This is a genomic window from Halomonas sp. H2, assembly GCF_050215315.1.
Taxonomy (GTDB): Bacteria; Pseudomonadota; Gammaproteobacteria; order Pseudomonadales; family Halomonadaceae; genus Vreelandella.
This window is the reverse complement of the sequence record NZ_CP189760.1, coordinates 2,253,745-2,266,136: the sequence shown is the minus strand read 5'-3', so window position 1 is coordinate 2,266,136 and position 12,392 is coordinate 2,253,745. Positions and strand designations below refer to the sequence as shown.

Genomic DNA, 12,392 nt, shown 5'->3' with positions numbered 1-12,392 from the left:
GCTATGATGTCGTGGGCCACGCTGTCGGTGTTTGTACCAACGTTTTTGTTTGTCTCGCTTACCCCCGGCATGTGCATGACGCTTGCTATGGTGCTGGGTATGACCCAGGGCGTTAAGCGTACGCTGTGGATGATGATTGGCGAGCTGATCGGCGTCGGCTTGGTAGCCGCAGCTGCCGGTGCCGGGGTGGCGGCACTGATGCTACGTCAACCAGCGCTATTCGTGCTGTTTAAATGGGTCGGCGGGGCTTATTTGGGCTATTTAGGCATCATGATGTGGCGTTCTCGGGGGCGCATGGCGATTCCCAGCGAGCTGGATGCTGGCCCACCCGCTAGCCCACTGCAACTCGCCATGCAAGGCTTTGTCACCGCAGTAGCAAACCCCAAAGGGTGGGCGTTCTTTATGGTGTTACTGCCCCCCTTTTTGGACGGTAATCGCCCGCTGGCAGGCCAGCTTAGCCTACTGATTGCGGTGATATTGACGATTGAATTTGCCAGCATGCTGGTCTACGCCACGGGCGGTAAAACGCTGCGCAATGTGCTCGGTAAGAGCGGCAATGTGCGCTTGCTCAACCGCATTGCGGGAACGCTGATGATTGGGGTCGGGCTTTGGTTGGCATTTGGTTAGCAACGCTTTCAATTGGTATTTAAACCGGCGGCAGCAGACCGACTCGGGCGCTGATCAGCACCAGCGACGCCACGCTAAGCAGTGGCCAATGGCAGGGGCGTAGGCTGGCGCGGGGCTGCTGCTGCCAGTGAAGCAGAGTAAGGGCGCAAACAACTAAACCTAATAGGGCGCCGCCCACTAAGTCGCTAAACCAGTGAACGCCCACCACCAGCCGCGACAGTGCCATTGGCAAAGTGACTGCCAGCGCCACCCAATAAGCCCAAAAACGTTTATGCCGGGGAAGCTCGGCGGCAATAAACGCTGCGGCTAGGCCGCATAGCACCACGGCCGTTGACGTATGGGCACTGGGGTAAGAGAACGACCCCATCAGGTAGTCCGGGGTATCCGGGCGCGGGCGTCCAAACACCCCTTTACCCGCGATGTTAAGCAGCGCCACTGCTATTAAGGCGCCTCCCCAGTGAAGTAGAACGTCCCAACGCTTACTCAACAGCAGCCACACTGCCCACGGCAGGGTTAAGGCGATAATGCCTAGGGTGTCGCCGATGCGCGCAAAACTATTACCCACTAGGTAAGTAACATCACTCTGAAAATAGGTAAATAAGTCCTGAACAAACAGATCCATTTCCAGTGGCCCGTGGTGGGCGATCACCAGTAACGTCCAGCCCGATAAACTGCCAAGTGCTATTACCAACAGTAGCAGCGAGGCCAGCGGAACATCGCCGGTTTGGCTCATGGCAAGCCATGGTCGGCGCAGCAGCGGCAAGCGACGAATACTACTGGCGATTATCCGGTAAAGCCTGCCGTGCCTAGTGGCTTGATGGCGTCCCCAGGAAAAAATTACCGCGAGTACGACCATAATCGCGACCAGTATAAGTAACGCCGCCTCCAGCCCCGGAGGAAGGTTTAAGTGGTGCTGCCAAGTTCGGCCCAGTAAATAACCGGGCAGTATATAAGCCGGCGCCCAGAGTGCCGCAGAGGTTATATTGGCCCAAATGAAAGTGCGTGGTGGCATACGCATCATGCCTGCCACCAGTGGAATAATCGGCCGTACGGGGCCTACAAAGCGGCCAATAAAAACCGACGACACGCCATAGCGCTCAAAGAAGCGTGCTCCTCGCCCCAGCCACTCGGGATGCTGAGAAAGCGGCCAGCGCTGTGTGACTTGCTCGCGATGTTTAAACCCCAGGGCGAAGCTGAGACCGTCACCAGCAATAGCTCCTAAAAAGGCCGCTCCGATTAACCAAGCCAAGGCAATATCCTGGTGGCCGGCTAGTGAGGCAGCCGTGGTGATCAGCACTACCCCGGGAACCAGTAAACCCACCAGAGCAAGCGATTCCACTAATGAAATCACCAGCACCAGGCAAAGTAATAACCCAGGCGATGGCGTTAATGAGTGAAGCGTATCGGCTAGCGGCACTGATTTCTCCGGCTAAGGCGGGGCGGGATTTGGCCGCGAGCAATTAAACACGAGTAAGAGCGAAGCTGCGGGCTTCAAGACGCTTTCTATAATTCTCGAAGTTCTCCGCGCGACTCGGTAGGCAGGCCGCGATACGCGCTTCAAGTTGGCCGGTTTCTACCAGCACACGTTGGGAGAGGGCGCGTTGTAACCGCTCACGCACCAACAGTGCGCCGCTTTCTGTGGTATCCGGTAAAACAAGCCAAAAGGTAGCGTTGCCCGCGCGCCCCAGCACATCGTGATCACGGCAGCGGCTATTCACTTCGCTGCACAGTACACTTAACAACGCCGTTTTTGCCCGATAGCCAAACTGCTCCTCCGCCATATCCAGCTGCGGTAAATGCAATACCAGTACCGCCAACTGCTGATTAAGCATCGTGGCACGCTGAAACTCGCTATGTAAGCGCTCTTTTAAGGTATCGATATGATAGGCGTTGCAGTCAGTATCGTTGGGGTCGGTGGCCCGCAGCAGCGCCCGACGGCGTGCGTGCTCCCAACGGGGTAGTGCAAGCAGCAGCGTTAAAGCAATATAACCAACAATAATTGCGGGTGGCGCGGCGGCTATGGATGGAAATAGCCACCACAGCGGTCCACCGGCAATGTTAATCAGTAGAGCGGCCCATAGCGGTAGCAGTAAAAAGGCGGCGGTAATCGGCAAGCCTAGCCAAATAGCCGATAACTGAGGGTTATAGTAGAAGCCACCGAGTACTACCGCGTAGCTACAGCCGAGCAGAATAGTGCGTGGTAGAAAGGTTTTAAGCCCTTGCCCGATATGCATTAACAGGGCCGACACGAGCAGTAAGGTTGTAAATGTGGGGATCAACAAGGCGCGATAGTTACCCATAGCATAAAGCCAAAGCGCGTAGCCTGCCATCAGTACAATACTGGCGCCGTAGGCTAGCGTCATCAACCGCCTGGAGATGTGATGTTCAATCATACCGTCTCCCGCTCACGCTCAGAGGGCAGTTTGCTCATCTCAAATACCGTTAACGCTGCCGGTTCGATATTAATTAATTCCAGGTGCTCGCTCATCGTGTTGCTGGGCAGTTCGCTTAGCAGCAGGTTGCGCCGCTGAGTTGCTTCTGTTTGCGAGCGTGAGAATATTAGCGTGACTAGCGTCGTACTGTTCAAGCGGTAGACGTTTTCAAAGTCATAGGTTAGCTCACACAGTTTTTGTGCCGTTGGCCAAAGCTGGTGGCGTTTTATATGCAGAATAAACACTTCTGCATGAACCCCTTCGCGTTCGCAGCGCGTTTGCTCTCGGGGAATATCGCGCAGCAGTTGTTCTCCGGCCCATAAATTAAGGCCTGGAATTAAACGAAGACGCTGGCGGATAGAACCATTGACATCAATGAGTTGTTGCGCCCGGGACAGGGCCAGTACTGCGAGCACCAGCAAAGAGCAGAGCAGAAGCATCAGTGCAGGGGCGTCCAGTTGAGGGGCCACCATCACTGCGCTAATCAACGCGGCACAAAGGTTAAAGGCGGCCACCCAGCTGGTTTGTGGCAACATCAGCATTGCCGCCCAGGCCCAGGTTAAAATACCGTGCCTCTCTGGGGCGGCCGCAATTAAGCACATCAAAAGCCCACCGGAGACGACTTGCCACGGCAACCCCCGAGAGCGGCGATGGCTGAAATCGAGCAGTAGTGCGGTAATAAATAGCCAACTGACCGAAAGCCACAGCGCTAGGGCAGCAGCGGGGGGGGTGGCCGGGGTCCAGAGCGCTAAGGCGACGGCGGCGGCTAAAAGATTGGCACGAAGTAGACGGATTTTGTACTTGCTTTGCATGGTGGCTTACTATTTGTCCTGAATCATCAGGTGTATCCGTGCAAGTGGGTGAGTGCAGCATGACAAACGTGCACGACACACATTAGCGTATTAATTATCCTCAGTATAACGTCGAAATGACGTAACATATGCACAAAGGTTAAATCGGCTACATTTAGCCAATTAAAGTTTAAAGCACCATGGTGCACGGAGACATTATGAGCGTTTCAACGCCGTTTCAAGACGAGGCCCATCAGTATTTATCTGCAGGTGATGTGCCCGCCTATATGCAGGCCGTGGGGCTGGCGGCGCGGCGCGCCGCCAGCGAACTTCGCCGGGCGGATACGGGAATGAAAAATCGTGCCTTACTCGCCATGGCGCAGCGCTTAGCCGAAGCGCGTGGGCGCATTCTAGACGCCAATGTAAAGGATTTACAGCATGGGCGTGAGAATGGTTTGGAAAGTGCTTTGCTGGACCGTTTGGCCCTGGATGATGCCCGCGTTGACGCCATGATTGAAGGGCTCCGCCAAGTAGCAAACTTGCCAGACCCGGTGGGCGAAATTAGCGATATGCACTATCGGCCGAGCGGCATACAGGTCGGTAAAATGCGTGTGCCACTAGGTGTGATAGGGATTATTTACGAGTCGCGACCCAACGTGACGATGGAAGCCGCTAGCTTATGTTTGAAATCCGGCAATGCGTGCATTCTTCGCGGTGGATCGGAAGCCAAGGAGTCAAATGCTGCCATCAGCGCCTGTATTCAAGCGGGACTCGCAGATATCGGCCTGCCCGCAGGCAGCGTACAGGTAGTCGCGACCACCGACCGAGCGGCGGTAGGCGAAATGATCAGCATGCCTGAGTATGTTGACGTCATTATTCCTCGCGGTGGCAAGTCGCTAATTGAACGTATTTCACGTGATGCCCGTGTGCCGGTGATTAAACACCTCGACGGCGTTTGTCATGTTTATATCGATACCACCGCCGACCCCGCCAAAGCGTTAGCGATTGCCGTGAATGCGAAAACGCATCGCTATGGCACCTGCAATACGATGGAAACGCTGCTCGTCGATGCGCCGATTGCTGATCTATTATTGCCGGAACTGGCTCGCGCCTATGTTGAACATGACGTTGAGCTGCGTGGCTGCCAGCGCACGCAGGCGCTGTTGCCGCAAGCGACCGCTGCGGATGAGCAGGATTGGCATGCCGAATATTTGGCCCCGGTGCTGGCGATTAAAGTGGTCGAAGGCATTGATGAAGCAATCGCCCATATTGAGCATTACGGCTCTCACCATACGGATGCGATTGTCACCCAGGATTACTCACTTGCACGGCGCTTTATGGCGGAAGTGGACTCCAGTTCGGTCATTGTTAATGCCTCAACACGCTTTGCTGACGGCTTTGAGTACGGTCTGGGTGCGGAAATTGGTATTTCAACCGACAAGCTTCACGCCCGGGGGCCAGTGGGGCTTGAGGGTCTGACCACACAAAAATACGTCGTTTTCGGTGACGGCCAGGTACGTGAATAGGGCGCGCATAGATTATGGGTATAAATAAGGTATTGGCATGAATCAAACGGCGCAGCGTATTGGCATGCTGGGCGGCACATTCGACCCCATTCATGTCGGGCATTTGCGTAGCGCAGTCGAGTTATTAGAAGTACTGTCGCTTGATCAACTGCACATGATACCCGCTCAGCAGCCGCCATTACGCGATAAGCCCCAGGTCTCGGCGCAGCAGCGCTTGGCGCTATTGAAAGCGGGTATCGGCGACACGCCCGGGCTAGTTGCCGATGGGCGTGAGCTACAACGAGCAGGGCCCTCTTATAGCGCTGACACGCTTGCCGAGCTGCGCGCCGAGTACGGTGGGCAGGCACGGCTGGTAATGATTATTGGCTATGATGCCTTTTTGCGTCTCGCTGAGTGGTATCAGCCAGAGCGTCTGTTCGAGCTTGCCCACCTAGTGGTGATTGCGAGACCCGGCTACAGCGAACCATTGCCGGCAATCTTAACGGAACTGGTGGAGCATCGTAGAGTCGATAGCGTAGAGACATTAATGCAGCGCCCCGGTGGGGGCTATTTGCCGTTGGAGCTGCCCTCGTTAATGGCAATTTCTGCGACCTATATTCGCGAGTGCTTAGCACGCCACAAGAGCGTACGTTATTTGCTGCCCGCCAGCGTTGAACAGGTCATTGAGCACGACGGACTTTATCGGCAGCGCGAATAGCGCTGGCAGTCACCAAAGAAGCCGTTACAATGGCCGGCTTTATTGATTGATTACCCAATGAGGTTGTCTTTAGGAGTCATGCACATCGATACATTGAAAAACCTAGCGGTTGGCGCGTTAGAAGACCTGAAAGCACGCGACATTACCCAGCTGGATGTCGCTACATTAACCGAGGTTACTGACCTCATGCTGATTGCCAGCGGTACGTCGACACGCCATGTCGCTGCTCTGGCACAAAACGTAGTGGAAAAGGCCAAAGCTGCAGGCTTAGGGCCGTTGGGCGTTGAGGGTGGCGATAATGCCGATTGGGTGCTGGTCGACCTAGGCGACGTTGTGGTTCACGTGATGATGCCCGAGGCACGCACCTTATATGATTTAGAGCGGCTATGGGCCGATCTACCTACTGATTCTGGCGCTATCTCTGAGGCGCTCAATGAAACACTCGAACACTTCCATGAGCGAGCCGGCATGTCATGAGGATTCGGCTGTTAGCGGTGGGAAGCAAAATGCCTGCCTGGGTAGAAGAGGGCGTTGAGACTTACCGCAAGCGGCTCCCCAGAGATTTTAATCTCGAGATAGAAGAAGTCGCGCTCGGCCAGCGTGGCAAAAATGCTGACATCGCGAAAGCGCGCGCTCAAGAAGCCCAGAGAATTCGCGATAAACTGCGAGGCGACGAATATGTTGTCGCGTTGGAAGTGAAGGGCAAGCCGTGGACGACCGAGCAACTGGCGCAAGAGGTGGATGCCTGGCGCATGTCAGGACGCGATATCGTGCTGCTGGTGGGCGGGCCGGATGGGCTTGAACCTTCTCTCTCCGCCAGGGCTGAAAAGACCTGGTCAATTTCCCCGCTTACGCTACCTCACCCCTTGGTGCGAATTATGCTGGCCGAACAGCTGTACCGTGCCTGGACGCTACTGGTAGGTCACCCTTATCACCGCTGACGGTTAACCGGTGAGCAATCACTGTTAATGGCCTGCTGCGCCTTTTATTTGATTTGAGAGTCATCGTTGCCATGCTCAAGCGCCCCAACACGCTAAAAAACTCTGAGCAAGAACTGCGTATTTTTCGTGTTAGAGCGCTGCTCGCCGTTTTAGTCGTACTGACGCTGGCAAGCCTTATTATGGGGCGCTTGGTGTATTTGCAGATCGTTCAGCACGATATGTACAGCACGCGTTCCGAAAATAACCGGGTGCGCGTTGAGCCCCTCCCGCCGAACCGCGGGCTCATTTATGACCGTAATGGCGTGCTGCTGGCTGAAAATCGCCCGACCTACAATCTGACGTTGGTTCGCGAACGTGTCGATGATCTCGATGAAACCCTGGCGCTGTTGGTAGAGCTATTAGCGTTGCCTGAAGAAGAGATTGAAGCGTTCAACGTGCGCTCCCGCCAGCGTCAACGTCCTTTCCAGCCTGCGTTACTTACCAGTGACTTAAGCGAAGATCAAATCGCTCGCTTGGCGGTTAATCGCCACCGCTTGCCAGGCGTTGAGATAGAAGCTCAGCCGCTGCGATATTATCCCGATGCAGACATCATGGCCCACGCACTGGGTTATGTTGGCCGTATTAACGCTGAAGAGATGGAAACGCTGGATTCGGGTCGCTACGCGGGAACCCACTTTATCGGTAAAACCGGGATCGAGCGCTTTTACGAAGAGGAGCTGCACGGTCAGGCGGGTTTTCGCAAAGTAGAAACCAACGCCCGCGGTCGCGTCTTGCGCGAGCTTGGGCGCACTGACCCGGTGCCGGGTGAGAACCTAACCCTGACGCTGGATAAGTCGCTTCAGATGTTGGCTTACGAGCTACTGGATGGTCGTCGCGGCTCTATCGTGGCTATCGCGCCGGCAACCGGCGAGATTCTCGCTATGGCGTCGGCCCCCGGCTTTGACAGTAACCAGTTTGTCACTGGTATTGACGTTGCATCTTATCGCGGCTTGCAGGAGAACCTTGACCTACCGCTGTTTAACCGCGCCATTCGCGGTCACTACCCGCCGGGGTCTACGATCAAGCCTTTTCTAGCCTTAGCGGGGTTGGTGAAAGGGGTGATTACACCTGATAGCACGATTAGCGATCCGGGTTACTACCAACTGCCTAATGACTCCCGTCGCTACCGTAACTGGCTGCGTTGGGGGCACGGACGTGTCAATATGGAGCGCTCTTTAGCTGTCTCAAATAATACCTACTACTACACGCTGGCGCATGATTTAGGTATCGATAATTTGCATGAGCAAATGAGTAATTTTGGGTTTGGCCAGCGCGTTGCCCATGACGTTCAGGGTGAGAGCGGGGCGTTAATGCCATCGCGCGATTGGAAGCGCGGGCGTTTTAACCAGCCTTGGTACCCTGGCGAAACTCTCTCGGTGGGCATTGGGCAGGGTTATTGGCAGGTAACGCCTATGCAGCTCGCCAGTGCCACAGCGACATTGGCCAACCGCGGCGATTGGGTGAAACCCAGATTAGCCCGCCAGATTGGCGATGCTCCCGTTGCGCGAGACCTGCCGGATACCCTGGATGATATTCAGCTAGCCAACGATGGCTGGTGGGATCGCGTATTTAGCGGTATGGAAAAAGTGATTAGCGGCACTGAAGGTACGGCCCGCCGAACCGGCGTGGGCCTTGAGTATCGCATGGGCGGCAAATCAGGCACCGCCCAGGTATTCTCGTTAGGTCAGGATCAACGTTATAACGCTGACGAGCTTGCGGAACGCCTGCGTGACCACGCGCTATTTGTGGCCTTTGCCCCGCTGGACGATCCGCAGATTGCCGTGTCCGTGATTGTAGAGAACGCTGGCGGCGGCAGTACTCACGCAGCCCACTTGGCGCGCGCAATGACCGATGCCTGGCTGCTGAAAGACGATGCGCCTGATGCAGAAGAAGTGCGCGAAGTGTTAGAGGAAGATGATGCCAATGTGGAGGGCAACTAAGCTATGCCTTGGCATTATATAGCCCGTTCGATGCGTGGTCATCCAGTGCGGCCACCGGAGAGTGGCATCCCGCGGCGCAAAAGTATTTGGGAGCGGATCCATATTGACCCATGGCTACTGGGCATGCTGTTGGTACTTATGGGGGGCGGTTTAGTCGTTCTTTATAGCGCTTCCGGGCAGTCCATGGATGCGGTGATTGCGCAAAGCTTACGTTTTTGTGTGGCGCTAGTGGGCATGGCCATTATTGCTCAATTTTCTCCAACCACCTTTTTACGTTTTGCGCCACTGGCTTATGGCTTCGGTGTGGCTATGTTGATAGCCGTTGAGGTGGTGGGTGATGTAGGCATGGGGGCTAAGCGCTGGCTTGAGATTCCGGGGGTGATTCGTTTTCAGCCCTCGGAAATGATGAAACTGGCGGCACCATTGATGGTTGCAGCTTATCTTAATCGCTGTGAACTACCGCCGCGGCTACGCGATATAGCGGTATGCGCGGTCATCATCGGCGCGCCGGTCGTGCTAACGGCGATCCAGCCTGATTTGGGCACTTCGCTGCTAGTGGCGAGTGCTGCGGTGATTGTGGTGCTGTTAGCGGGTTTGTCCTGGCGGTTAATAGGATTTATTGCCGCGCTGGGGGCGGCGTGTGTTCCGGTATTATGGATGAACATGCATAACTATCAGCGCCAGCGCGTATTGACGTTTTTAAATCCGGATAGCGACCCGTTAGGCTCTGGGTGGAATATTATTCAATCGACTACGGCCATAGGTAGTGGCGGACTATGGGGTAAAGGCTGGCTTCAGGGGACTCAGTCCCAGTTGGAGTTTTTGCCTGAGCGGCACACGGATTTCATTATTGCCGTGCTAGGTGAAGAGTTCGGGCTGGTGGGCATGTTGGTGCTGCTGTGTCTGTATCTATTAATCGTCAGCCGTGGTTTGTGGATGGCAAGTGCCGCTCAAGATACCTTTGGTCGTTTAGTGGCGGGCAGTATTATTCTGACGTTTTTTATCTATGTCTTCGTCAACATGGGTATGGTAAGCGGCATCCTGCCCGTCGTTGGCGTACCGCTGCCGTTAGTCAGCTTCGGCGGCACCTCAAGCGTGACCTTGTTAGCGGGTTTCGGTATTCTCATGTCAATACATGCCCACCGACGGCTGCTGTCGCGCTAAGAGGCCAACCTACCGTCCGCGCGCGAACTGCTTACGATGTAGACCTCAGTTACCAATGGTTTGGAATAGATAGTTCGGGAGTGGAGAGTTAATGAACAGGGTCAAAGGAAAGACGAGCAGTTATTTATTGGTAGCCTTGATGTGCTGGTCAGCGCCCGTGGTGTTTGCCGATGAGCCTTCACAAGTCTCTCAGCAAGATACTACTGCTTACCAGGGTTTTGCCCCGCAGCAGAATGCTGATAGCCAAGCGCTGATGAATGAGTTGGTTGAGCAGGGGCTGCCGCAGGGGTGGCTAGAAGAGTCGTTGGGCCAGGCAACTTATACGCAAAGCGTATTGGACGCCATGGAAGGTGCCGCTGAGCGGCGCCTCAAATGGTATGAGTATCGCGCTATTTTTCTGACCCCGCAGCGTATTGAAGAAGGCGTTGCGTTTATCGAAGCCCACGCCGATGCATTAGCGCGGGCCGAAAGCGCTTACGGAGTGCCCGCCGAGGTTATTACCGCGATTATTGGTGTTGAAACTTATTATGGTCGGCATAAAGGCCAGCACCGTGTATTGGACTCCCTGGCCACGTTGGCATTTCATCACCCGGCAAGGGGCGATTTTTTTCGTGGTGAGCTCGCGGCATTTTTACGCATAGCCTATGAGCAGCAGGTTGATCCTACTGAGCTGCGCGGCTCTTATGCGGGCGCCATGGGCTATCCACAGTTTATTCCTACTAGTTATCAAGCCTATGCAGTGGATTTCGATGATGATGGGCGGCGTGACCTATGGGAGAATCCAGTCGATGCTATCGGCAGCGTGGCAAACTATTTTGCTGAGCACGGTTGGAAGCCAGGTGGCGACATTTACCATCAGGCCGATGGCCCTGACGTGCTGCCCGTAGCGCTACTAGACGAGCTGTCGTTCAATCAAACGTCGTCACCCACGGTAAGCATCGCTCAGCTTGCCGCGCATGGGCTAGAACCCAGCGAGCCGCTAGATGACGCGTTAGCGGTAGTGCCGTTAGCGCTTGAGTTTGCCGATGGTGAAACGCGCTATCGGTTTGGCGAATTCAACTTTTATGTCATTACTCGCTACAACCATAGCCACCTTTATGGTATGGCCGTCGCCGAGCTATCGGAAGCGATTGCCGAGCTGGAAAATGAGTCGCACGAGGACGAGGCATGAATATTTGCTTGCTAAAGCCCCGATTTGCCAAGACCTCTATATCGACTGTCCAGCGTGCAGGAGGGGTGCTTGCTGTATTGGTGTTGGTCAGTGGCTGTGCCAGCAACGACACACAGCGGGTTGACGCGCCTGGCAAGGACCAGCAAACGACCACTAATCAAGCGGCTGCGCCAGCCTCAACGGCTGCCGGCACCAGCGGCGGCCGCTATGCCATGAGCGGTGATGCCTACCCCCTTGAGCCGCCGGATGTAACCAAGGTGCCTGACGCTGAGCCGCGCATAGAGCAGCCTTCACGTGCGGGTAACCGGTCTAACTATGAAGTGTGGGGCAAAACCTACCATGTACTGCCCGATGCAACGGGTTATGAGAAGCGTGGTACGGCATCCTGGTATGGTGAGAAATTCCATGGTTACGCGACGTCTAATGGTGAAATCTACGACATGTATAAAATGTCGGCGGCCCACCGTTCGCTGCCACTGCCCACCTTTGCGCGGGTCACCAGTCTAGATAGCGGTCAATCGGTGATTGTGCGCGTCAATGATCGCGGGCCTTTCCATAGTGATCGTGAGATAGATCTCTCTTATGCGGCGGCGGCGCGGCTAGGGTTTCTCGACCACGGTACCGGTTCCGTGAAAGTCGAGGCGATTAATCCTCAGCAGTGGCTAGCCGAGCGTGGCAGAGGTGGCAGCGCATCTACTCAGCCAGGGGTGTCAGAAGCACCACGTGTTGCTGCAAGCGCTGCGCCTGCTGTTGCACGTCAAGCAGCGCCTACAGCGCAGTCACAAGCCCAGCCATCAGCCGCTGAGCTTCAGAACCAGCCAAATCAAAACGAAGCTGGCAACACGGTTTATCTCCAAATAGCTGCTTTAGGTAACCCAGCAGGCGCGCAGCAGTTACAGCAGCGCTTGCAGGGTGAGCAGCCCCATTCCGTACGTATTGTGAACGATGCCGACGTGTATCGTGTTCAAGTTGGGCCCATTAAGCCAGGGCAAGAAACCCAGGCGCGTGAAACACTGCGCCAAGCAGGGTTCCCCCAGGTCTTTGTTGTGCGATAATTCGCACCC

Annotated in this window: 12 protein-coding genes; 9 read left to right on the top strand and 3 right to left on the bottom strand. The window is 55.4% G+C overall.

The genetic code is table 11. From position 1 onward, the window contains the following. Positions 1 to 3: 3 nt before the first annotated feature. Positions 4 to 627 carry a LysE family translocator gene (locus ACQE2I_RS10520; protein WP_427028060.1) on the top strand — a complete coding sequence of 208 codons (624 nt, stop codon included), beginning with the start codon at positions 4 to 6 and terminating at the stop codon, positions 625 to 627. A 19-nt stretch (positions 628 to 646) separates the two neighbouring features. Here ACQE2I_RS10520 and ACQE2I_RS10515 read toward each other — a convergent pair whose 3' ends face one another. Genes ACQE2I_RS10515 through ACQE2I_RS10505 form a run of 3 tightly spaced genes read right to left on the bottom strand, consistent with a single transcriptional unit; the run spans position 647 to position 3,871 of the window. Further along, entirely contained in the window at positions 647 to 2,044 is a 1,398-nt protein-coding gene (locus ACQE2I_RS10515; protein ID WP_427028059.1) for a bifunctional DedA family/phosphatase PAP2 family protein, read from the bottom strand. A 43-nt stretch (positions 2,045 to 2,087) separates the two neighbouring features. After that, the gene (locus ACQE2I_RS10510; protein WP_427028058.1) at positions 2,088 to 3,020 is read right to left on the bottom strand and encodes a diguanylate cyclase domain-containing protein; all 933 of its coding nucleotides are present in this window, start codon (positions 3,018 to 3,020) and stop codon (positions 2,088 to 2,090) included. Beyond that, positions 3,017 to 3,871 carry a hypothetical protein gene (locus ACQE2I_RS10505; RefSeq protein WP_427028057.1) on the bottom strand — a complete coding sequence of 285 codons (855 nt, stop codon included), beginning with the start codon at positions 3,869 to 3,871 and terminating at the stop codon, positions 3,017 to 3,019. The genes ACQE2I_RS10510 and ACQE2I_RS10505 overlap by 4 nt, the downstream gene beginning before the upstream one ends. A gap of 197 nt (positions 3,872 to 4,068) precedes the next feature. Here ACQE2I_RS10505 and ACQE2I_RS10500 point away from each other — a divergent pair, with 197 nt between their 5' ends. From ACQE2I_RS10500 to ACQE2I_RS10465, 8 genes are all read left to right on the top strand, one after another. Then, positions 4,069 to 5,376, top strand: a complete 1,308-nt coding sequence (locus tag ACQE2I_RS10500) for a glutamate-5-semialdehyde dehydrogenase (RefSeq protein ID WP_427028056.1) — start codon at positions 4,069 to 4,071, stop codon at positions 5,374 to 5,376. Between the two features lie 37 nt (positions 5,377 to 5,413). Continuing rightward, entirely contained in the window at positions 5,414 to 6,073 is a 660-nt protein-coding gene (gene nadD, locus ACQE2I_RS10495; RefSeq protein ID WP_427028055.1) for a nicotinate-nucleotide adenylyltransferase, read from the top strand. Between the two features lie 78 nt (positions 6,074 to 6,151). Continuing rightward, the gene (gene rsfS, locus ACQE2I_RS10490) at positions 6,152 to 6,550 is read left to right on the top strand and encodes a ribosome silencing factor (RefSeq protein WP_427028054.1); all 399 of its coding nucleotides are present in this window, start codon (positions 6,152 to 6,154) and stop codon (positions 6,548 to 6,550) included. Then, positions 6,547 to 7,014 carry a 23S rRNA (pseudouridine(1915)-N(3))-methyltransferase RlmH gene (rlmH, locus tag ACQE2I_RS10485; protein ID WP_427028053.1) on the top strand — a complete coding sequence of 156 codons (468 nt, stop codon included), beginning with the start codon at positions 6,547 to 6,549 and terminating at the stop codon, positions 7,012 to 7,014. The genes rsfS and rlmH overlap by 4 nt, the downstream gene beginning before the upstream one ends. 71 nt (positions 7,015 to 7,085) lie before the next feature. Then, positions 7,086 to 8,993, top strand: coding sequence for a penicillin-binding protein 2 (mrdA, locus tag ACQE2I_RS10480; protein WP_427028052.1), 1,908 nt, complete (start codon positions 7,086 to 7,088; stop codon positions 8,991 to 8,993). 3 nt (positions 8,994 to 8,996) lie between these two features. Then, the gene (rodA, locus tag ACQE2I_RS10475) at positions 8,997 to 10,157 is read left to right on the top strand and encodes a rod shape-determining protein RodA (protein ID WP_427028051.1); all 1,161 of its coding nucleotides are present in this window, start codon (positions 8,997 to 8,999) and stop codon (positions 10,155 to 10,157) included. Positions 10,158 to 10,248: 91 nt separating this feature from the next. Then, the gene (gene mltB / locus ACQE2I_RS10470) at positions 10,249 to 11,328 is read left to right on the top strand and encodes a lytic murein transglycosylase B (RefSeq protein ID WP_427028050.1); all 1,080 of its coding nucleotides are present in this window, start codon (positions 10,249 to 10,251) and stop codon (positions 11,326 to 11,328) included. After that, complete coding sequence (locus ACQE2I_RS10465; protein ID WP_427028049.1) at positions 11,325 to 12,383, top strand: septal ring lytic transglycosylase RlpA family protein; 1,059 nt, start codon at positions 11,325 to 11,327, stop codon at positions 12,381 to 12,383. The genes mltB and ACQE2I_RS10465 overlap by 4 nt, the downstream gene beginning before the upstream one ends. The last annotated feature ends 9 nt before the right edge of the window (positions 12,384 to 12,392 follow it).

Coding starts and splice junctions, on each gene's coding strand:
- rodA (WP_427028051.1), top strand. CDS start 8,997: ATGCCTTGGCATTATATAGCCCGTTCGATGCGTGGTCATCCAGTGCGG.
- mltB (WP_427028050.1), top strand. CDS start 10,249: ATGAACAGGGTCAAAGGAAAGACGAGCAGTTATTTATTGGTAGCCTTG.
- ACQE2I_RS10510 (WP_427028058.1), bottom strand. CDS start 3,020: ATGATTGAACATCACATCTCCAGGCGGTTGATGACGCTAGCCTACGGC.
- ACQE2I_RS10520 (WP_427028060.1), top strand. CDS start 4: ATGATGTCGTGGGCCACGCTGTCGGTGTTTGTACCAACGTTTTTGTTT.
- rsfS (WP_427028054.1), top strand. CDS start 6,152: ATGCACATCGATACATTGAAAAACCTAGCGGTTGGCGCGTTAGAAGAC.
- nadD (WP_427028055.1), top strand. CDS start 5,414: ATGAATCAAACGGCGCAGCGTATTGGCATGCTGGGCGGCACATTCGAC.
- ACQE2I_RS10465 (WP_427028049.1), top strand. CDS start 11,325: ATGAATATTTGCTTGCTAAAGCCCCGATTTGCCAAGACCTCTATATCG.
- mrdA (WP_427028052.1), top strand. CDS start 7,086: ATGCTCAAGCGCCCCAACACGCTAAAAAACTCTGAGCAAGAACTGCGT.
- ACQE2I_RS10505 (WP_427028057.1), bottom strand. CDS start 3,871: ATGCAAAGCAAGTACAAAATCCGTCTACTTCGTGCCAATCTTTTAGCC.
- ACQE2I_RS10500 (WP_427028056.1), top strand. CDS start 4,069: ATGAGCGTTTCAACGCCGTTTCAAGACGAGGCCCATCAGTATTTATCT.
- rlmH (WP_427028053.1), top strand. CDS start 6,547: ATGAGGATTCGGCTGTTAGCGGTGGGAAGCAAAATGCCTGCCTGGGTA.